The organism is Microvirga sp. M2 (assembly GCF_047497095.1).
Classification (GTDB): Bacteria; Pseudomonadota; Alphaproteobacteria; order Rhizobiales; family Beijerinckiaceae; genus Microvirga.
This window is the reverse complement of the sequence record NZ_CP134063.1, coordinates 1392189-1410667: the sequence shown is the minus strand read 5'-3', so window position 1 is coordinate 1410667 and position 18479 is coordinate 1392189. Positions and strand designations below refer to the sequence as shown.

Genomic DNA, 18479 nt, shown 5'->3' with positions numbered 1-18479 from the left:
GCAACGATGCGCAAAGGCCTGCACATTCTGCGGCGGATCGGGTCCGCCCTGGTCGTCGCCACGCTGGTCGGCGGTGCGGCGAGCTCTCCCGCCGCCCTTGACGCCGAGCACTGGCGGCAGGCCTTCGCGCGCCCCGATCATGCCCCCGCGCCCGCGGACAACCCCACGACACCCGAGAAGGTGAAGCTCGGCGCCGCCCTTTTCGAGGACACGCGGCTTTCGGGGTCCGGCGACGTCTCGTGCTCGACCTGCCATCAGGGGGAGCTGTCGTTCTCCGATGGTGTCGACCGTCATCCCGGTCTCGACGGACGTCCCCTCGACCGGCGCACGCCGCCGCTCTGGAACATGGCCTGGGGCCTCTCCTGGTTCTGGGACGGGCGCGCCGCGAGCCTGGAGGCCCAGGCCGCGATCCCGATCGAGAACAAGCGTGAGATGGCGGGAGATCTGCAAAGCGCCATCAGGACGCTTGCCGCCGATCCGCAGATGCAAAGATCCTTTCAGGCCGCCTTTCCGGAAGATCCCGCCGTCACACGGGAGAACCTCGCAAAGGCGCTCGCCGCTTTCGAACGCACGTTGGTCTCGCCGGAAACGCGCTTCGATCGATGGGTCGAGGGCGACGACGAGGCCCTCGACAAGGACGAGCTTGCGGGTCTCTCGCTGTTCGTCGGAAAGGCCGGCTGCATCGCCTGCCATCGGGGCTGGCGCTTCACTGACGAAGCCTTCCACGACATCGGGCTTGCCGGCGCTGACAAGGGGCGCGGCCCGATCCTCGGCGTTGCGGCGGCCGACCATGCGTTCAAGACGCCGAGCCTGCGGGAGCGCGTGTGGAGCGCGCCCTACATGCATGACGGTTCGCTTCCCACCTTCGAGGATGTGGTGGACCACTACGCCAGGGGTATCGTGAAGCGCCCCACCCTCTCGGCCGACCTTCCGCGATCCATCGACCTCACCGAGGGCGAGCGCGCCCAGCTGGTGGCATTCCTCAACACGGTTTCGAGCGATAATCCGCCGCGCCCCGCAAGCCTGCCGTCGAAGACCATGACCTGGGGCGCAACGGCCGAGGCGGTCTCCACCACGACGGTGAGCCAGAAGGACAAGCGTTTCGCGCCCGGCGCCATTCTGCTGAAGCTGGGCGAAGCCCTGCGCATCGTCAACGACGACACCCGCACCCACAATGTGCGCGTCGACGGCGGAAACATGCACTTCAACTCCGACGGGCAGAACCCCGGCGACACGGTGACCCTCGGCTTCGACCAGCCCGGCCACTACGACATCATCTGCGGCATCCACCCTGAGATGCGCCTGAGCGTCGATGTGGCCTCCGTCGCCGTGCACTAGGACGAATCCACATTCAGCACAGCCAGAGCATGATGGCGGCGAGGTGGATGAAGGCGAGGAAGTGGCAGGCGCGCCGGTCGTACCGGGTTGCAAAGCGTCGGCAGTGCTTGAGCTTGTTGAAGCAGCGTTCGATCCGATTGCGCAGTTTGTAGGCGGTGGCGTCATGGGCAATCGGCTGCTTGCGCGATCGGCTTGAGGGAATGACCGCCTCGGCGCCCATCGCCGCGATGGTCTGGCGCAGCTCGTTGGTGTCATAGGCCCGATCGGCCAGGACGGACCGGGCCTGGAAGCCGTCGAGCAGCGCCTTGGCGCCGAGGCAGTCGTGGCGCTGGCCGGCGCTCAGCAGGAAGCGCAGCGGTCGGCCGAGGCCGTCACAGATCATGTGGATCTTGGTGGTCAGACCCCCGCGGGAACGCCCCAGCGCCTGAGTGGCGGCCCCCCTTTTCCGGCGGCGGCCTGCTGATGGACGCGCACCAGGGTGGTGTCGAGCATGAGATAGTGATTGTCGCGATCCTTGATCAGCTCGGCAAACACCTGCTCCCAGACCCCGGCCTTGGTCCAGCGGGTAAAGCGGGCGTGGACGCTCTTCCATTTGCCGTAGCGCTCGGGCAGATGCTGCCAGAATGCTCCAGAGCGCAGCACCCACAAGACGCCGTTGACGAACAGGCGGTTATCCGCCCCGCTGCGGCCGGGGTCGCCCACCTTGCCCGGCAGCAGGGGGGCGATGCGCCGCCACTGGGCTTCGCTCAGTTCGTATCGCTTCACACCCATCGTCCGGCTCCGAATCAAACCACCTGCAACCCAGTGAGTCAGCTTTCTTCGCTCGTGTGAATCCTGAATGTGGATTGGCCCTAGAGCATCGGACGCAAAAGTGGGAACCGGTTTTGCGTGGAAAGATGCTCAGAAAACCATCGACTGACAGCATCGGATGTGGGCCCGATGCCGCGTCCGATGCTGTAGCCTTACAAAATCAACGCCTCGTTTCCGGCGGCAGGGCCTTGCGGGCTGCGCTATAAGAGGGGCATGCATAGCGACGACACACTCTTTGCCGCCCTGATCGCCCGCGATCCCTCCTACGAGGGCTTCGCCTATGTCGGCGTGAAGACCACCGGCATCTTTTGCCGCCTCACCTGCCCGGCCCGCAAGCCGAAGCGCGACAACGTGGCTTTCTTCGGAAGCTGCGAGGAGGCGCAGAATGCGGGCTTCCGCGCCTGCCTGCGCTGCAGGCCGTTGGAGCGTCAGCGGCCGGCGAGCGGCGCTCTCGACACCTTACGCGGGAAAATCACAGCCGAGCCGGAGCGACGATGGAACGCCGAAGACCTGCGGGCCCTCGGCTATGATCCATCGACGGTCCGCCGTGCCTTTCAACGCGAATACGGCGTCACCTTCGCCCAATATGCGCGAGCGCAACGTCTGGGGAACGCGGTCGAGCGCCTGCAACGAGGAGGCTCCGTGATGGATGCCCAACTGGATGCCGGATATGAATCCGGGAGCGGATTTCGGGAGGCGATCACGAAGCTCGTCGGGGATGCGCCCCAGCGGGCGACGGGGCGAACCATCCTGACGGCGCGATGGCTGGACACCCCCATCGGGGCCATGCTCGCCATCACGGACGACCGGGGCGTGCACCTCCTCGAGTTCGCCGAGCGCGCGGCGCTTCCCACGGAAATCGCAAGGCTGAAGTCCCGCGTCGGACCGATCCGTTTCGGCAACGGCCCGGTTCTCGACGAGCTGACCCGCCAGATCGAGCACTATTTCTCCGGCCGGTCCCCATCGTTCGACATCCCCGTCGTGCAGCGCGGAAGCGCCTTCGAGGAGAGCGTCTGGCAGGCTCTGCGCGAGATTCCGACAGGCATCACACGCAGTTATGGCGAGATCGCCCGCATCATGGGGCGCCCCGACGCGCCGCGCGCCGTGGCCCGGGCCAATGGAGCCAATCAGGTGGCCATCATCGTTCCCTGCCACCGGGTGATCGGAGCCGACGGGTCTCTGACCGGATACGGCGGCAAGCTCTGGCGCAAGAAATGGCTGCTCGAGCACGAGCGGCGCATGGCCGCCGGTCCGATGCCGGCTTCACGGCGATCCGAGCAACCGGAGCCTGCGCGTTAGAGCATCGTGAGAAAAAGGGGACCCGGTTTTTCGCAAGAACGATGCGCTCGTCCATGATGCGAGCATCCACGTCTTGACGGCTCATCCGCTCCGAAGACGTGGATGGCCGTAAACCGGGTGCCGCCATGATGGGAGAACCATGACGGGAGAGCCAGCACGGAAGAGCCGTGACGAAGCGGCCGCGCCTCAGGCGCGGCTCCTCTCGATCTTCGGCAGGAAATAGGTGAGAAGCCCGATCGCCGGCAGGAACGACACGACCTTGTAGACCGTCTCGATGCTGGTCAGGTCGGCCAGTTCCCCGAGCACCGCAGCGCCCAGACCGCCCATGCCGAACGACAGCCCGAAGAACAGCCCGGCGATCGTACCGACCCGGCCCGGAACCAGTTCCGTCGCATAGACCAGGATGGCGGAAAATGCGGATGCCAGCACAAGGCCGATGATCACGCTGAGGATCGTCGTCCAGAACAGGTTGGCGTAGGGCAGCATCAGCGTGAACGGCAGCACGCCGAGGATCGAAATCCAGATCACGTAGCGCCGCCCGATCCTGTCGCCGATGGGACCGCCGATCACCGTGCCGGCCGCCACCGAGCCGAGGAAGACGAAGAGGTAGATCTGGGCTTCCTGCACCGTCACCTGGAACTTGGAGATCAGGTAGAAGGTGAAGTAGCTGGAGATGCTGGCGGTATAGAAGTTCTTGGAGAAGACGAGCAGCATCAGGATCGTGATCGACACGGCGATGCGCCTGCGTGACAGGGGCGACGTCGCCGCTGCGGCTTTCGGCTTGGCCTTCAGATCCACGACCCTCGCCCGATACCACCGCCCCACATTGAACAGGATGATCATGGCGAGCAGCGCGACGCCCGAGAACCAGGCGATGCTCGCCTGACCGAACGGCACGACGATGAAGGCCGCGAGAAGCGGGCCGAGCGACGAGCCCAGGTTACCGCCGACCTGGAACACCGATTGAGCGAGCCCATGCCGCCCGCCGGACGCCATGCGGGCCACGCGGGAGGATTCCGGGTGGAACACGGAGGAGCCCATGCCCACCAGGGCCGCTCCCATGAGCAGCAGCGGATAGGAACTCGCGCGGGACAGGGTCAGCAGGCCGATGAGCGTGAAGCCCATGCCGACCACCAGGGAGAAGGGCAGCGGCTTCTTGTCGGTATAGGAGCCCACCAGAGGCTGCAGCAGAGAGGCGGTCAGCTGGAACGTGAGGGTGAGCAGGCCGATCTGGCCGAAATCGAGATGGAAGTTCGCCTTCAGGATCGGATAGATCGCCGGCAGCAGGGACTGGATCAGATCGTTGAGGAGATGGGAGACGCTGATCGCCGCCAGGATCGGGACGGTCACCCGCTCGATGGAGGTCCGAACCGGCGCGGCGGCAAAGGCAGGCGACTTGGTGTCCATTGGCGTTCTTGAGGTTAGGCCAAGCGACGCCCGGCCCGGGAAGGCGTTTCCGAACCGGCTATATACCAGATTGTCGCCCCATGACCCCATAGGATCGTGCAAGGCAGGGTTGTTACATCGGCAATCGATAATGTTCCCAAGTTACAAGATTGCCCCTTGCCGTCCCAAGCTTCTTCTAATCCGGTGCCTGCCGGATCCGGACGAAGAGAGGTGGATGAACCGGCCCCGAAAACGATGAGGCGACAAGGAGCGTTTCTCCGGCCCCTGGAAGGCCGTGGACAGTCGATCACGCTGCCGGATATGCAGAAAGCCATGATCGGCGCCGCCGATGTCCTGGTCCGACCTGTGAGCCCGACGGGACAGCGTGGTGGGAGTGTCCCTGCCTCATTGATTCTGCTTCTGCGCGAAGGTCACTGCCGTCCCGTGCCGCTTGCGGTAGGTCCCTGCGCTTTGCGGCTTCACGAGAAGCATGCGGATTTCGGGATACTGTTCCCTGACCTGCGCTTCGATCCGTGTGACGCAATCCTCGATATCGGCCGTCGTTAGATCGTCCAGGAAGTCGATGCTCAGGGCGGCGACCACCTGCCGCGGCGCGAGATGAACGGTGAGGATTCCGTTGGCGCGCTCAATGGCGGGATCGGCCTGGGCGATGCGAAGGATCGAATCCTGCAGGCCGGCGCGCGCCGACTCGCCGATCAGGAGGCCCTTCGTTTCCCGCGCAAGCGCAAGGGCCGTGAACGCCAGCACGAGACCGATCCCGACAGAGGCGACGCCATCGAGTTCGGGCATCTCGAAGACGTGGGCTGCCGATATGCCGATGAGCGCGATGGTCAGGCCGACGAGAGCCGCGCTGTCCTCGAACAGAACCGTGAAGGTCGTCGGGTCCTTGCTTTCACGCACGGCCCGGAAATAGCCCAGGCTTCCCTTCGCACGCCGGAATTCCTTGAGCGCCACCCACCATGACCCGCCCTCGAAGAGCAGTGAAAGCCCCAGGACCACGTAGTTGACGGTCGGATCCTCCACATGGACCGGACGGCGAATGTGGCTGATGCCTTCGTAGAGAGAGACGCCGGCGCCGAGGGCGAAGATCATGATCGCGACGATGAAGGTCCAGAAATAGAGTTCGCGCCCATAACCGAGCGGGTGATGGAGATCGGCGGGTCGCGCCGCCTGGCGCATCCCGTAGAGCAGCAGCAGCTCGTTGCCCGTGTCGACGAGGGAATGCACGCCCTCGCTCAGCATGGCCGAGCTTCCCGTCCAGGCGGCTGCGACGAACTTGGTGATCGCAATCAGCAGGTTGCCCAGGAGCGCCGCATAGATGACCTTTTTGGATGAGTTCTGTGAAGCCATTGACCGCGTGCTCCTCGACAAGCCCAACGGGCGGAACTCGGAATCTGTTTCCCGGCGGCCTGCCCGGTACGGACGGGACCGGCCCGACACCATGATCATCCGATCAGCCATTTCAGCACGATCGGCAGCAGCAGAGCGGTGACCAGAGCGTTGAGCCCCATGGCGATGCCGGCGAATGTGCCCGCAAGGGAATTCACCTGAAAGGCCCGGGCCGTTCCGATCCCGTGCGAGGCAAGTCCCACGGCGAAGCCGCGGGCCCGCCAATCCTTCATGCGCAGGGCATTCATGAGGGGCGTCACCATGACGGAGCCGATGACGCCGGTGAACATGATGAGAATGGCCGTCAATGCCGGATCGCCTCCGAGCGTTTCCGTGATGCCCATGCCGACCGGCGCGGTGACGGATTTCGGCGCCAGCGAGATGAGAATGGAGCGCGGCATGTCGAACAATTGCGCGACCGCGATCGCCGACACGATGGCCGTTACGGAGCCCACGACCAGCGCGACCACCATGGGCACGAGGGCGCGCCGCACAATGCGACGGTTCTCGTAGAGCGGTATCGCCAGCGCGACGGTGGCGGGACCGAGCAGGAAGTGGACGAACTTCGCGCCTTCGAAATAGACCGGATAGGCCGTGCCCGTGGCCCAGAGCACGAGCGCAACCGCGATGACGGATATCAGAACCGGATTGCACAGGGGATGTCGCCTGAAGGCTTGCGAGATGCGGTCGGCGATCACATAGGCCCCCAGCGTCACGACGAGCCAGAGCAGCGGTGTCTGCGAGAGATAGACCCAGAGGGAGAAGGCCTGATCGGTCATGGCGTCTCTCCCGGCCTGCCGTCATGCGCGTTCTCCATGGCCGAGCCGCTCAGGCGGGACACGACCACGAAGGCCACCACGGTCACGACGAGCGTCACGAAAGTCGAAACGACCAGGGCCACGACAAGGCCGACCCCCTGCGTCTCCAGCACATCGAGCCGCTGCACGACGCCGACGCTCGCCGGGATGAACAGGAGCGACAGATGCGCGAGCAATCCCTTGCCCGTCGAGTCCAGCGTGCGACCGAACTCGGGCACCGTTTTCTTGACCCGGTCACGCAGGCTCAGGACGGCAAGCAGGATCAGCATCCCGAGAACCGGGCCCGGCACAGGCCATCCGAAGCCGCGGACGACCACCTCGCCGATGAGTTGGCAGAGAAGAATGACGGTTAAACTGACGATCATGGGCAGACCCAGCGACGGTACGTGAATTCATCCCGTCCTATATACCGTCCATGCGTGAGCATGGCAGAGTGTCGAGCCGTCCCGTTCCCGTGACTGTCCTCCCAAGCTTGGCCGTGATACCAGGACGTCGAAGGGCCGACCCGGGAGGCACAGCTCCCAGCCCCACAAGCGGCACCAAGGGAGATCGGGCCATGAACGACACGTCTCTTCTTCTGCGTCTGGGCGTTGCGCTCGCCATAGGGCTTCTCGTCGGCCTCGTGCGCGGCTGGCAACAGCGGGATGAAGAGGAAGGCGAACGCACGGCGGGTCTGCGAACCTACACGCTCACGGCCGTGCTCGGCGCCCTGTCGGCTCTTCTTGCGACATACACGAATCCCACCTTTCTCGGCCTCTCCTTCCTGGGTTTCGCGATCGCGTTCGGGGCCTTCGCCTGGCTCGAGGCGAAGAGCGAGCGGAACTTCAGCGTAACGGGTGTGATCGCGGCCCTGCTGACCTTCGCCCTCGGCGCCTATGCGGTGCTGGGCGATCTGCAGATTGCGATCGCCGCGAGCGTGATCGTCACGCTCATTCTCGCCCTCAAGCAGCCGCTTCACTCCTGGCTCCGGCGCCTGACATGGCTGGAGATCCGCTCCGTCCTCATCCTGCTGGCGATGACGTTCCTGGCGCTCCCGATGCTGCCGAACAGAACGGTGGACCCCTGGGATGCGATCAACCCGGCGCAGATCTGGCTTTACGCGATCATCATCGCGGCCATCTCGTTCACCGGATACGTCGCCATCCGCATCATGGGCAGCCAAGCGGGCGTGGCCCTGGCGGCCCTTGCAGGCGGTCTTGCCTCGTCGACAGCAACGACGGTGACCCTCTCGCGCATGGCGCGCGAGCACCCGGAGGCGAGCCCGCTTTTGGCCGGCGGCATGCTGCTCTCGGGCTCGGTCATGATCGTGCGCGTGCTCGTGATCGCGGGCGCGTTGAACAGCGCTCTCCTTCTGCCGCTCGCGTGGCCGCTGGGCGCGGCAGGCTTCGTGATGGCCGCTGCGGCGGGCCTGCTCTTCCTGACCAATGGCAGAGGGAGCAAGGAGCATCCTCAATTGGACATCAGGAACCCCTTCGATCTCGGCACGGCCCTGCAACTGGCTGCGCTGATCGCCGTCATCAGCCTGCTTGCGAAGCTGGTGAGCGGCCTCATGGGCAATGCGGGCCTCACGATTCTTGCGGCGCTCTCCGGCATCGCGGATGTCGATGCGATCACGCTGTCCCTCGCGCGCCTGTCGCATGACGGCATCTCGGCCGGAGGCGCCGTGCTCGGCATCGGCATCGCCGTTGCCGTCAACACGGTCGTGAAGGCGGGAATGACGCTCAGCTTGGGAACGCCGAAAGCCGGTTGGATCGTCTCCGGCACGAGCCTCGCGGCCATCGTGGCAGGCGGGGCGGCATTCGCTTTCGCCGATTGATCCGGGAACGAAAAAGGCGGGCTGTGAGGCCAAGCCCCTCCAGTAAGGTGTTGATGAGAGCGTCCCCTTAGAGGCGCTCTTTTCATTTTGAGTTTTTGTATCGAAGATGAGGAGGACAGCGAAAAACGCCGTCGCCACTCATCAAAGAGGCACATACCTTAGCAGGCTCTCATCGCAACTGGGAAAAGACACATCTTTTATCGCGGTTGAGACCAGTCACGCACGGCTCGCCTGCGAACTATAGTTCAAAATATGTAGTATATCACATAGAGTCAATTCTGACCCTACGGTTCATTCTCGCGCATGGATATCCAGCGCATAGTCGGTCAGAACGTCAGACGGTATAGGCTTGCCGCCAAGCTCTCGCAGGAAGAGCTTGCCAAGAGGCTCAAGGACGACGTGGCAGATCAATGGTTTGATCAGGCTTATGTGAGTAGGCTGGAGAGTGGGCACTGGAATGTCACGATTTCGACGCTCTGGCACGTCAGCCGCGCTTTAGGCGTTACCGTCGCGCAATTGGTGGAAGAGCCTGCCACTACGCTTTAAAGAAGGTAAGGCTGGGGCACGTCAGCCACGAAACATAAGCAAAAGAAAGTTTTGCAAACCGACTCTCGTAGCAATATCAAAAGCTTGACCACGACAATGCTCCTGATATGTTGTATACTACATAACAGGAGCAGTCCATGATTGGCAGAGATCGCTTTGGCCCATTTCTGGAGTTTCACGATGACGGAGGCTGCCGCCATCTCATCCGACTCAACAGCATCCAATGGATGAGCGATTGCGATCCATGCCAAGACGAAACCCTGATCACCGCAGTCGGACGAACGATCCAGGTCCACAAACCTCTCGATGAGGTGATCAGGACTATCCAGGAGGTTCTGTCCTCCCAGAAAGTTCCGTTCTCCAGACGCTCGGACGATCAGTTTTCAACCATCAAGGTATGAACCAAGCGTCCCAGCAGGCTAACAGCAGGCCTGCTGTTCGTGCGATGACCTTCTCTCCCCAACCTAGTTTTCTCCGACCAGAGATATGTTGGCGGGGCATGAAGCGCATTGCTCTCGGCAATCTAGTCAGGAAGGAGCGGAATGACGCTCAGCTTGGGAACGCCGAAAGCCGGTTGGATCGTCTCCGGCACGAGCCTCGCGGCCATCGTGGCAGGCGGAGCGGTATTTGGGTTCTTCAATTCGTAAGCTGCAGCGCGAAAGCAATTGCGCGGTCGGTTCTCTCAATAAGCGGCTTCGCAGCTGGGACACGAAGTGGATCTCCGCGCAAAGTAGCGAACTCCGCACTGAGGGCAGGTTGCGATGAGGTCCATCTGAACCCCGAAGTTATCCCAATCCATTTTCTCCTGATGCAATTCACAGGCTGCTTCCAGCGAGTCCGCCTCGATCCTATGCAGGAAAACGGGCTTTTCCAGCCAAGCCCCAATGACTTTCATGCGGTTGATTTGACTCAAAGGCGTGAGCGCAACACTGTTATCGCTCTCATCGTACCAAGCTTCGAAGATCTCCACGACCGCTTCTGCATCGGATCATTGCCGCAAGAAAAAGGCGGGCTGTGAGGCCCGCCTTTTCAAGCTGCTCAGTTGTCCAGGAAGCTCCTGAGCTTCCGCGACCGCGAAGGATGCTTCAGCTTGCGCAGGGCCTTCGCCTCGATCTGACGGATGCGTTCGCGGGTCACCGAGAACTGCTGACCGACCTCTTCGAGGGTGTGGTCGGTGTTCATGCCGATGCCGAAGCGCATGCGCAGCACGCGTTCCTCGCGCGGCGTGAGCGAAGCCAGAACGCGCGTGGTGGTCTCGCGCAGGTTCGACTGGATCGCCGCATCGATGGGCAGGATCGCGTTCTTGTCCTCGATGAAGTCGCCGAGATGCGAATCCTCCTCGTCGCCGATGGGCGTTTCGAGGGAGATCGGCTCCTTGGCGATCTTCAGGACCTTGCGCACCTTCTCCAGCGGCATGGCGAGCTTTTCCGCCAGTTCCTCCGGAGTCGGTTCGCGGCCGATCTCGTGCAGCATCTGACGCGACGTGCGGACGATCTTGTTGATCGTCTCGATCATGTGCACCGGGATGCGGATCGTGCGGGCCTGATCGGCAATGGAGCGCGTGATCGCCTGACGAATCCACCAGGTGGCATAGGTCGAGAACTTGTAGCCGCGGCGGTACTCGAACTTATCGACCGCCTTCATGAGGCCGATATTGCCCTCCTGGATCAGGTCCAGGAACTGAAGGCCGCGGTTCGTGTACTTCTTGGCGATGGAGATCACGAGACGCAGGTTCGCCTCGATCATTTCCTTTTTCGCCTGGCGGGCTTCGCGCTCGCCCTTCTGCACCATCATGACGATGCGGCGGAACTCCTGGATTTCCAGGCCGGTCTCGCTCGCCAGGTTGTGGATCTGCTCGCGCAGGTCGTGGATGCCGTCCTTCGCCTTGGCGACGAAGTCCTTCCAGCCCCTGCCGCCGAGCTTCGAGACGCGCAGCACCCATTTGGGATCGAGTTCCCAACCCTGGTAGTGCCTGAGGAACTCCTCGCGGGCGACGCCATGGCTCTCGGCCAGACGCATCAGGCGGCCCTCATGGGAGATGAGGCGCTTGTTGATGTCGTAGAGCTGCTCGACCAGCGCTTCGATACGGTTGTTGTTCAGCGACAGCGACTTCACCGCAGCGACGATATCCGACTTTAGCTCGCGGTACTTGCGCTCCTGAGCCGGGGTCAGCTGCTTGTTCTGCATGCGCTGCTCCACATGCTCGACCTGCAGGCGGCGCAGCTTCTTGTAGTTGTCGGCGATGGAATCGAAGGTCTCGAGAACCCGCGGCTTCAGCTCGGCCTCCATGGCCGAGAGCGACACGTTGTTCTCCATGTCGTCGTCGTCCATCTCGCCCTCGGGCGGGGTCATGCCCTCCTCGCCCTCCGGTGCCTCTTCCTCACCCTCCTCGCCGATGGCATCGACCTTGGGCGCGCCCTTGCCGTCGGGCCCGGCATAGGTGGCCTCGAGATCGATGATGTCGCGCAGGAGCACCCGGCCCTCGACGAGTTCGTCGCGCCAGATGATGATGGCCTGGAAGGTCAGCGGGCTTTCGCAGAGGCCCGCGATCATGGCCTCGCGGCCGGCCTCGATGCGCTTTGCGATGGCGATTTCGCCTTCGCGGGAGAGAAGCTCCACCGAGCCCATCTCGCGCAGATACATGCGCACCGGGTCGTCCGTGCGGTCGGTCGGCTCCTTGGCCGTGGTCTCGCGGACCGCGACGGCACGGGTCTGGGACGCCTCGACGAGATCGCCGCCGTCGGCCTCCTCCTCCTCCGTCTCGGTCTGGGCGCCCTCGTCCGTCTCCTCGGACTCGACGACATTGATGCCCATCTCGGAAAGCTGGCCGAGCACATCCTCGATCTGCTCCGAGGAGAACTCCTCAGGAGGCAGAACCTCGTTCAACTCATCATACGTGACATACCCGCGCTTCTTCGCGAGCTTGATCATCCGTTTAACGGCGGCATCGCTCAGGTCGAGCAGAGGCCCATCGCTCGTTTGCTCCGGGGCTGTCGTCTCGCCTTCTTCCCGTTCGGTTGCCTTCGTTGCCATGCTTTGCCTTACTCCGGCGCCCCGTCGGCCCCCCCAACGGGACCTACGATACGCGAATGGGCAGCAAGGCCTATGGGCCCGGCCACCCGGAAATTCCTGACCATAAAACAGTAAGTCAATTGACTAACCGTTAACCAACTCCCGCCCGCGAGGGCCTCATCTCGATCTCAGAAACCGGCTCCCCCAGCGGACCCGTTCTTGTCCAAGTCGGCCTCGGCACCCTCGACGGAGGACAGTTGGTTTTGGACCTCTCGCAGCCAGGCGAGATTGGCCTCATTGTCCTCTTCGGCGAGTGCGCGCTCGGCGGCCCGAAGTTCGCTATGTAACGTGCGCGCACGGCGATGCAAGGTGATGGCTTGCCTCAATGCGTCTTCAAGCCGCAAGGGATCCGCGTGCGGATCGAGCATCCAACGGTCGCCGGGACGGACCAGGGCGTTCAGCCTGTCCGCCGCCTGGGTCATCCCGGCCCGCTCCAGGCGAGCCTGCATCACGGTCGGATCGGCCGGTTCGCCGCTCGCGGCGCTATCCAGCAGGAGACTGCGCATCATTTGGGCGGCGCGCCCCTCAAGTTCAAGATCTGCAAGGGTTTCTGCATGATTTTGAATGAGGTCCGGATGCGCCAGGAAGGTGCAGAGCATCATCGCCTCCCGGGCACTTTCCGCCGTTCCGCCGGTAAAGAGAGGACTGCGCGCCAGGAGCGGCGACACGCTCAAACGGGCGCTCGGGGTGGTCGGACCGGGCCCCCGGAAATCCCGCCGTCCCCCTCTCCCCTGACGGTTGAAACGACCGGCGCGGGGATCGGGGCTTAAAGCCGCAAGACGGCTTTCGATCTCCTCCCGGTAGTACCGTTTGAGGGTTTCGTCGCGAATCAGCGCAAGTGATTCGCGCAGCCGGCGCTCCAGGCCGGCCCGCCGCTCGGGGGTATCGAGGGGAGCGGCCTCGGCCTCCCGCGCCCAGAGGACGTCCACCAGGGGCTTGGCCGTGGCGAGCACGCGCTCGACCGCGCTCCGCCCTCCGGAGCGGGCGAGATCGTCCGGATCCTGGCCTTCGGGCAACAGGGCAAAGCGCAGGGATCTGCCGGCGGCGATGTTCGGCAGCGCCGTATCGAGGGCGCGATAGGCCGCCCGCTGGCCGGCCTTGTCGCCGTCGAAGCAGAGGATCGGCTCCTCCGAGAGGCGCCACAGAAGCGTAAGCTGGTCCTCGGTGAGCGCCGTCCCGAGGGGAGCGACCGCGTGGGGAAAGCCCGCGACGGTCAGCGAGATCACATCCACATAGCCCTCGACCGCGATCACCGTGCCCCGGTCATGCGCGGCCTGGCGCGCGAGGTGATAGTTGTAGAGGAGCCGCCCCTTGTTGAAGAGCGGCGTATCCGGCGAGTTCAGGTATTTCGCCGGCGCGTCGGCGCTCATGGCGCGCCCGCCGAAGGCGATCACGCGACCGCGCACGTCGCAGATCGGGAACATCACCCGGTCGCGGAAGCGGTCGTAGGGAACCTTCACGTCCTCGCCTGCGATCAGCAGTCCCGCCTCCACCATCATCTCGATGGAAACACCCTTCCCGGCGAGATGATCGCGCAGGGAGAAACGCTCCGGAGGCGCGTAGCCGATCCGGAAGCGCTTCTGCGTCTCCGGGCTCAACGACCGGCCCGCCAGGTAATCGCGCGGCTTCACGCCGAAGCGTCCCTGAAGAGAGGTCTCGAAGAATTCGGCCGCCATCTCCATGACGTCGTAGAGCGTTTTGCGCTTCACCTCCTCCGCCCGGTCCTCGGGTGCGAGCTTGGGCAGGGGCACCCCCGCCTCGCCCGCCAGCCGCTCCACCGCCTCGGGGAAGGAGAGGCCTTCGGTCTCCATGACGAAGGTGAAGATGTCCCCGTGCTTGCCGGACGAGAAGCAGTGATAGAACTGCTTCTGGTCGTTCACGTAGAAGGACGGCGTCTTCTCCGTATTGAAGGGGGAGAGGCCCTTCCATTCCCGCCCTGCCTTCTTCAGGCGGACGCGCTTGCCCACGACGGCCGAAACCGGCAGACGGGCGCGGATCTCTTCCAGAATTTGGGGCGGGTAGCGCACGAAGCGTAAATCTCCAAACCTGCTCCATAAACTAGGGCGGTGAAGCGGGAGAATGAAAGCGAACGGCCAAGCCGTCCTTTGCCCGCAATCCACAGGCGCGCCTCGCTGCTTCCACACGCCGGATCGGCAATCCTTACGATGGATCGTTTCATTGGATGCTCCTGGAGGGCCGAGATCCTCGTCGCCGAGGGGCGCAAGGTTTTTCGCGGCTTGCGGAAAGCGGCGGTCATGGGCCCGTCCAGGGCTAAGCGATGGGCAGCTCCACCCGCGCCACGAGGCCGCTTCGGTCCGTGCGATTGGCGAGCTGGACCTGCGCCCCGGCCCGGGCGGCCAGGGCCTTGACGATCGAGAGCCCGAGCCCCGTTCCCTCCTGGTCGCCCGTTCCGCGAACGAAGGGATCGAACACGCGGGGGAGCAGCTCTTCAGGGATCCCCTGCCCCGTATCGGCGATCTCGACAATCACCGTCCCGTCCTCCGACCGGAACGAAAGGTCGACATGCCCGCCGCGCGGCGTGTAGCGGATCGCATTATCGAGCAGGTTCGAGAACAGCATCTCGAGATCGTGCCGCTCGGCCTTGATCGGAATGGGCGCCATTTCGGCCGATGAGATCGTGATCTCCTTGCTCTCCGCCTGCGGGATCAGACAGGCGATCGCCTCCTGCAGGACTTCCGAAAGCGGGACCGGCGCGGGGACGTCGAGGACCGGGAGGGTTTCCGCGCGCGCGAGCACCAGCAATTGGCTGGTCAGGGCCGACATCCGCAGGATGCCGAGCTCCATCTCATCGAGCATTCCGCCTGCCCCGGTCGGGTTCCCCAGCTGCCGCAGGTTGCGCACCTGAATTCTAAGGGCCGTGAGAGGTGTGCGCAGCTGATGCGCGGCGTTCGAGACGAACTGCCGCTGAGCGGTCAGCATGATCCTGACGCGCGAAAGCGCCTCGTTCATCGCCCCGACGAGGGGGACGATCTCACCGGGAAGGTCGGAGGAGGAAAGCTGCTGCGTCGAGTCGGGCCGCCGCGCCAGGAGGTCGCGGGTCAGATGGTCCACCGGGCTGAGAATGCGGCCGACGACCCACCGCACCAGGAGCCAGGATATGGGAATGAGCAGAAAGGTCGTGACGAGCGCCGGCAAAGCCGCCTTGAGGGCGAGCTCCCTGCGCACCAGCGCCTGCTGCGACACCTGGACGGTCCCGTCATCCAGGACCCAGGTATAGCTGCGCCATCCTCCTTGCGGCGTGGTGAAGCTCGAAAATCCGGTCTTCGTTTGACGGGGCAGATCGAAGTTGGGCGGAAAGGATTTGAGCAAGCGGCCGTCCGGATCCCAGGCCTGCACGACGATCATATCGGACGCGTTCAGCGGAGGCGCGGGCATCTGGGCCAGGTCGTCGACGGAGCCGACCACATCGAGCGCGATTCCCCGCATCTGATCGTCGAGGAAATTGTCGGGATCCTGCTGCGCGACGATGTAGGCTCCCACGCCGCCCGCCAGCCCGAAGGAGATCAGCAGCAGCGTGAACCACATCGTGAGCTGTTTGCGGAGTGAGCTTCGATGCGTCATTTGGCGACCATCCAGCCGACACCCCGGACATTGCGGATGATGTCGTTGTCGAATTTACGGCGGATATAATAGATCAGGACGTCGACGGCGTTGCTCTCGACCTCCTCGCCCCACCCATAGAGCGCATCCTCCAGCTGCTTGCGCGACAGGATGGCTCCGGGCCGCTCCAGCAGCGCCTGCATGAGCGCGAATTCCCGCGCCGGCAGAAGCTGGGAAACACCCTTGTAGGTCGCCTGGCGGCCTGCGAGATCCAGCACGATTTCGGACGACTGGATCCGCGACGTGGCATGCCCGGCGTGACGGCGGACGACGGCCCTGATCCGGGCCGCGAGCTCGTCGAAATCGAAAGGCTTCACCACGAAGTCGTCTGCGCCGAGATCGAGGCCCGCCACTCGGGTCTCGATATCGTCATGCGCCGTGATGATCAGGACGGGTGTCGTATCCTTGCGGCGCCGCATGTCCTTCAGGACATCGAGGCCGGCCTTGTCGGGCAGCCCCAGATCGAGCAGCACGACGGAATACGGCGTCGCACTGAGGGCCACGAGAGCGTCCTCGCCCGTACGGGCCCAATCGACCGCGATCCCCGTCCCTTCGAAGGCCCGGGTCAAGCTGCGTCCGATCAGAGGATCGTCCTCGACCAGCAGAATCCGCATGTCGTACGCCCTTTGCTGAAAGACGAGTTCAACGCCATCGAGAGGAACGCTCAAGGATGCATTTTGCCGCCTTCGCCCGAAGAACTCGCGACGTGAGCCCTCATTTTCCCCTAAGTCGGGGCAGGTACCATCGCGGCCAGGTACAGACAGAGTACCTTCATGCAATGGAGAAATCCGATGAAGACTTTCCTGATCACCACTTCGGCCCTGGCCTGCCTCATGGCGGCCCCCCTGGCGGCACAGGCCGCGACGACACCGGCGCAGCCGTCGCAATCCTCACAGCCTTCCATGGGATCCGAGGCGCCCAAGCCCCAGAAGCATGCGACGGTCCGGCATCACACGGCCAAGCACCATACCCCTCGGCATCACACGGCGATGAACAAGAACAAGAACGCTAATCCGACCTCGACGGGATCGACTCGCTGACACCCAAAAAATCGATGAAAGGTACCGTGCCGCGACACGCCACGTTGCGGGGCGGAGATATCCTAGAGCATCGGACGCGGGAAGTGGATTCGCACTTTTGGGATCGCTCCGATGCTCCCACCAAAGAACAGCGCATCGAACGCAAAACCGGTTCCCACTTTTGCGTTCGATGCTCGAGCCTTCAGCCCCGCGACCACTCCGTCGCCAGGACAATATGCGTCGTGGCGGTGGCGACGCCTTTGACGGCCGCGACGGAATCTCTGATTCTATTGAGGGTCGCATTGGAATCGCAGGCGACCATGACCATCAGGTCGATGGCGCCCGTCAGCGAGTGGCACGCCATGATCTCGGGAATTCCGGACAGGATGGGCACGACCTGACGGCAGCGGAAGCCGGGCTCGAAGGTAACGGCGATCATGGCGTTCACGGCAAAATCCTGCGCCGACGCGAGCTCCACCGTATAGCCCTTGATGACGCCCTCGCGCTCGAGACGCCGCATCCGCTCCTGGGTCGCGCTGCGGGACAGACCGACCCGGCGGGCCAGACCGACGAGGCTTTCCCTCGCGTTTGCCCGCAAGGCCCCAACGAGAATCCTGTCTTTGTCGTCGCGCATGATGCCTCATAAGATAGGCCGACCGGCATTTAGACGGTTCCACCGTCATCTTGTCGAGTGAAACCGGCCGAGCGTTCATGAAGAAGAAGGTTCTGTTTCACAAGGAGCTTCCCATGCCGCTCGATCTCACGAACGCGATCCTTCTGCCCATCGACATGCAGAAAGCCTTTGACGGCCCGCCCTGGCCGCGCCGCTGGAACCGGGCCGTCGATTCCACCGGGCTCCTGCTGCTCGACGCCTGGCGGAAGGCGGAAAAACCGCTTCTCCATGTCCGGCACGATTCCACCGAACCGGGCTCGACCCTCCGACCGGACCTGCCGGGCAACGGCTTTCGGGACGGCTTCGGCCCGCAAGGCGACGAACCGCTCGTCACCAAATGCGTGAACTCGGCCTTCATCGGCACCGATCTGGACCTCCGCCTCAGGCGGCTTGGAGCCGACACCATCGTCGTCTTCGGCATTTCGACCGACATGTGCGTCTCGACCACCGTGCGCATGGGCGCCAATCTCGGTTACCGCATGGTCCTGGTCGCGGACGCCTGCGATTGTTTCGATCTGCCCGACGGCAGAGGCGGCACAATTCCGGCGGAAACCGTCCATGCCGTTCATGTGGCGACCTTGGGCTTCGAATTCGCCGAGGTGCTCGCTGCTGGGGATATCGTCGAGGCGCTCAGGAGTTCCGAAGCGGTCGCGGCCGCCTGAGGCGCCCTT

General features: G+C 63.8%; 16 protein-coding genes and 1 pseudogene. 6 read left to right on the top strand and 11 right to left on the bottom strand.

Annotated features, from left to right (window positions below):
* Positions 1–6 precede the first annotated feature (6 nt).
* Entirely contained in the window at positions 7–1338 is a 1332-nt protein-coding gene (locus RE429_RS06765) for a cytochrome c peroxidase (protein WP_414473559.1), read from the top strand.
* A gap of 13 nt (positions 1339–1351) precedes the next feature.
* Here the strand turns inward: RE429_RS06765 and RE429_RS06760 are convergent.
* Positions 1352–2109, bottom strand: a pseudogene (locus tag RE429_RS06760) (IS5 family transposase).
* A 252-nt stretch (positions 2110–2361) separates the two neighbouring features.
* Between RE429_RS06760 and RE429_RS06755 the strand changes: the two are divergent.
* A complete protein-coding gene (locus RE429_RS06755) occupies positions 2362–3447 on the top strand; it encodes a bifunctional transcriptional activator/DNA repair enzyme AdaA (RefSeq protein ID WP_414473558.1) in 1086 nt (361 codons plus the stop codon).
* A 186-nt stretch (positions 3448–3633) separates the two neighbouring features.
* Here the strand turns inward: RE429_RS06755 and RE429_RS06750 are convergent, their stop codons facing one another.
* The 4 genes from RE429_RS06750 to RE429_RS06735 form a co-directional block, all read right to left on the bottom strand.
* Positions 3634–4854 carry an MFS transporter gene (locus RE429_RS06750; protein WP_414473557.1) on the bottom strand — a complete coding sequence of 407 codons (1221 nt, stop codon included), beginning with the start codon at positions 4852–4854 and terminating at the stop codon, positions 3634–3636.
* A gap of 384 nt (positions 4855–5238) precedes the next feature.
* Complete coding sequence (locus RE429_RS06745; protein ID WP_414473556.1) at positions 5239–6204, bottom strand: cation diffusion facilitator family transporter; 966 nt, start codon at positions 6202–6204, stop codon at positions 5239–5241.
* Positions 6205–6299: 95 nt separating this feature from the next.
* Complete coding sequence (locus RE429_RS06740) at positions 6300–7022, bottom strand: LrgB family protein (RefSeq protein ID WP_414473555.1); 723 nt, start codon at positions 7020–7022, stop codon at positions 6300–6302.
* Positions 7019–7426, bottom strand: a complete 408-nt coding sequence (locus RE429_RS06735) for a CidA/LrgA family protein (RefSeq protein WP_414473554.1) — start codon at positions 7424–7426, stop codon at positions 7019–7021. The genes RE429_RS06740 and RE429_RS06735 overlap by 4 nt, the downstream gene beginning before the upstream one ends.
* Before the next feature lie 191 nt (positions 7427–7617).
* Between RE429_RS06735 and RE429_RS06730 the strand changes: the two genes are divergently transcribed.
* On the top strand, positions 7618–8877 hold the full coding sequence (locus tag RE429_RS06730; protein WP_414473553.1) for an MgtC/SapB family protein: 1260 nt from the start codon (positions 7618–7620) through the stop codon (positions 8875–8877).
* Positions 8878–9180: 303 nt separating this feature from the next.
* Positions 9181–9423 (top strand): helix-turn-helix domain-containing protein, encoded by a 243-nt coding sequence (locus RE429_RS06725; protein ID WP_414473552.1) that lies wholly within the window; start codon positions 9181–9183, stop codon positions 9421–9423.
* A 682-nt stretch (positions 9424–10105) separates the two neighbouring features.
* Here the strand turns inward: RE429_RS06725 and RE429_RS06720 are convergent.
* The 5 genes from RE429_RS06720 to RE429_RS06700 all read right to left on the bottom strand — a co-directional run bounded on the left by RE429_RS06720 (position 10106) and on the right by RE429_RS06700 (position 16730).
* Positions 10106–10393: a hypothetical protein gene (locus RE429_RS06720; protein ID WP_414473551.1), complete on the bottom strand. Its 288-nt coding sequence runs from the start codon at positions 10391–10393 to the stop codon at positions 10106–10108.
* 68 nt (positions 10394–10461) lie between these two features.
* Positions 10462–12456 (bottom strand): RNA polymerase sigma factor RpoD, encoded by a 1995-nt coding sequence (rpoD, locus tag RE429_RS06715; RefSeq protein WP_414473550.1) that lies wholly within the window; start codon positions 12454–12456, stop codon positions 10462–10464.
* A 167-nt stretch (positions 12457–12623) separates the two neighbouring features.
* Positions 12624–14522: a DNA primase gene (gene dnaG, locus RE429_RS06710; protein ID WP_414473549.1), complete on the bottom strand. Its 1899-nt coding sequence runs from the start codon at positions 14520–14522 to the stop codon at positions 12624–12626.
* Positions 14523–14766: 244 nt separating this feature from the next.
* Entirely contained in the window at positions 14767–16077 is a 1311-nt protein-coding gene (locus RE429_RS06705; RefSeq protein ID WP_414473548.1) for a sensor histidine kinase, read from the bottom strand.
* The gene (locus RE429_RS06700; protein WP_414474139.1) at positions 16074–16730 is read right to left on the bottom strand and encodes a response regulator transcription factor; all 657 of its coding nucleotides are present in this window, start codon (positions 16728–16730) and stop codon (positions 16074–16076) included. The genes RE429_RS06705 and RE429_RS06700 overlap by 4 nt, the downstream gene beginning before the upstream one ends.
* Positions 16731–16907: 177 nt before the next feature.
* Between RE429_RS06700 and RE429_RS06695 the strand changes: the two genes are divergently transcribed.
* Complete coding sequence (locus tag RE429_RS06695; RefSeq protein WP_414473547.1) at positions 16908–17156, top strand: hypothetical protein; 249 nt, start codon at positions 16908–16910, stop codon at positions 17154–17156.
* A gap of 181 nt (positions 17157–17337) precedes the next feature.
* On the opposite strand, the gene RE429_RS06690 is transcribed toward RE429_RS06695, so the two are convergent.
* Entirely contained in the window at positions 17338–17769 is a 432-nt protein-coding gene (locus RE429_RS06690) for an Lrp/AsnC family transcriptional regulator (protein ID WP_414473546.1), read from the bottom strand.
* 113 nt (positions 17770–17882) lie between these two features.
* Between RE429_RS06690 and RE429_RS06685 the strand changes: the two genes are divergently transcribed.
* Positions 17883–18470 carry a cysteine hydrolase family protein gene (locus tag RE429_RS06685; RefSeq protein ID WP_414474138.1) on the top strand — a complete coding sequence of 196 codons (588 nt, stop codon included), beginning with the start codon at positions 17883–17885 and terminating at the stop codon, positions 18468–18470.
* Positions 18471–18479 lie beyond the last annotated feature (9 nt).

Coding starts and splice junctions, on each gene's coding strand:
- RE429_RS06685 (WP_414474138.1), top strand. CDS start 17,883: ATGCCGCTCGATCTCACGAACGCGATCCTTCTGCCCATCGACATGCAG.
- RE429_RS06755 (WP_414473558.1), top strand. CDS start 2,362: ATGCATAGCGACGACACACTCTTTGCCGCCCTGATCGCCCGCGATCCC.
- RE429_RS06765 (WP_414473559.1), top strand. CDS start 7: ATGCGCAAAGGCCTGCACATTCTGCGGCGGATCGGGTCCGCCCTGGTC.
- RE429_RS06745 (WP_414473556.1), bottom strand. CDS start 6,204: ATGGCTTCACAGAACTCATCCAAAAAGGTCATCTATGCGGCGCTCCTG.
- RE429_RS06725 (WP_414473552.1), top strand. CDS start 9,181: ATGGATATCCAGCGCATAGTCGGTCAGAACGTCAGACGGTATAGGCTT.
- RE429_RS06730 (WP_414473553.1), top strand. CDS start 7,618: ATGAACGACACGTCTCTTCTTCTGCGTCTGGGCGTTGCGCTCGCCATA.
- RE429_RS06735 (WP_414473554.1), bottom strand. CDS start 7,426: ATGATCGTCAGTTTAACCGTCATTCTTCTCTGCCAACTCATCGGCGAG.
- RE429_RS06740 (WP_414473555.1), bottom strand. CDS start 7,022: ATGACCGATCAGGCCTTCTCCCTCTGGGTCTATCTCTCGCAGACACCG.
- RE429_RS06705 (WP_414473548.1), bottom strand. CDS start 16,077: ATGACGCATCGAAGCTCACTCCGCAAACAGCTCACGATGTGGTTCACG.
- RE429_RS06690 (WP_414473546.1), bottom strand. CDS start 17,769: ATGCGCGACGACAAAGACAGGATTCTCGTTGGGGCCTTGCGGGCAAAC.
- RE429_RS06700 (WP_414474139.1), bottom strand. CDS start 16,730: ATGCGGATTCTGCTGGTCGAGGACGATCCTCTGATCGGACGCAGCTTG.
- RE429_RS06750 (WP_414473557.1), bottom strand. CDS start 4,854: ATGGACACCAAGTCGCCTGCCTTTGCCGCCGCGCCGGTTCGGACCTCC.
- rpoD (WP_414473550.1), bottom strand. CDS start 12,456: ATGGCAACGAAGGCAACCGAACGGGAAGAAGGCGAGACGACAGCCCCG.
- RE429_RS06695 (WP_414473547.1), top strand. CDS start 16,908: ATGAAGACTTTCCTGATCACCACTTCGGCCCTGGCCTGCCTCATGGCG.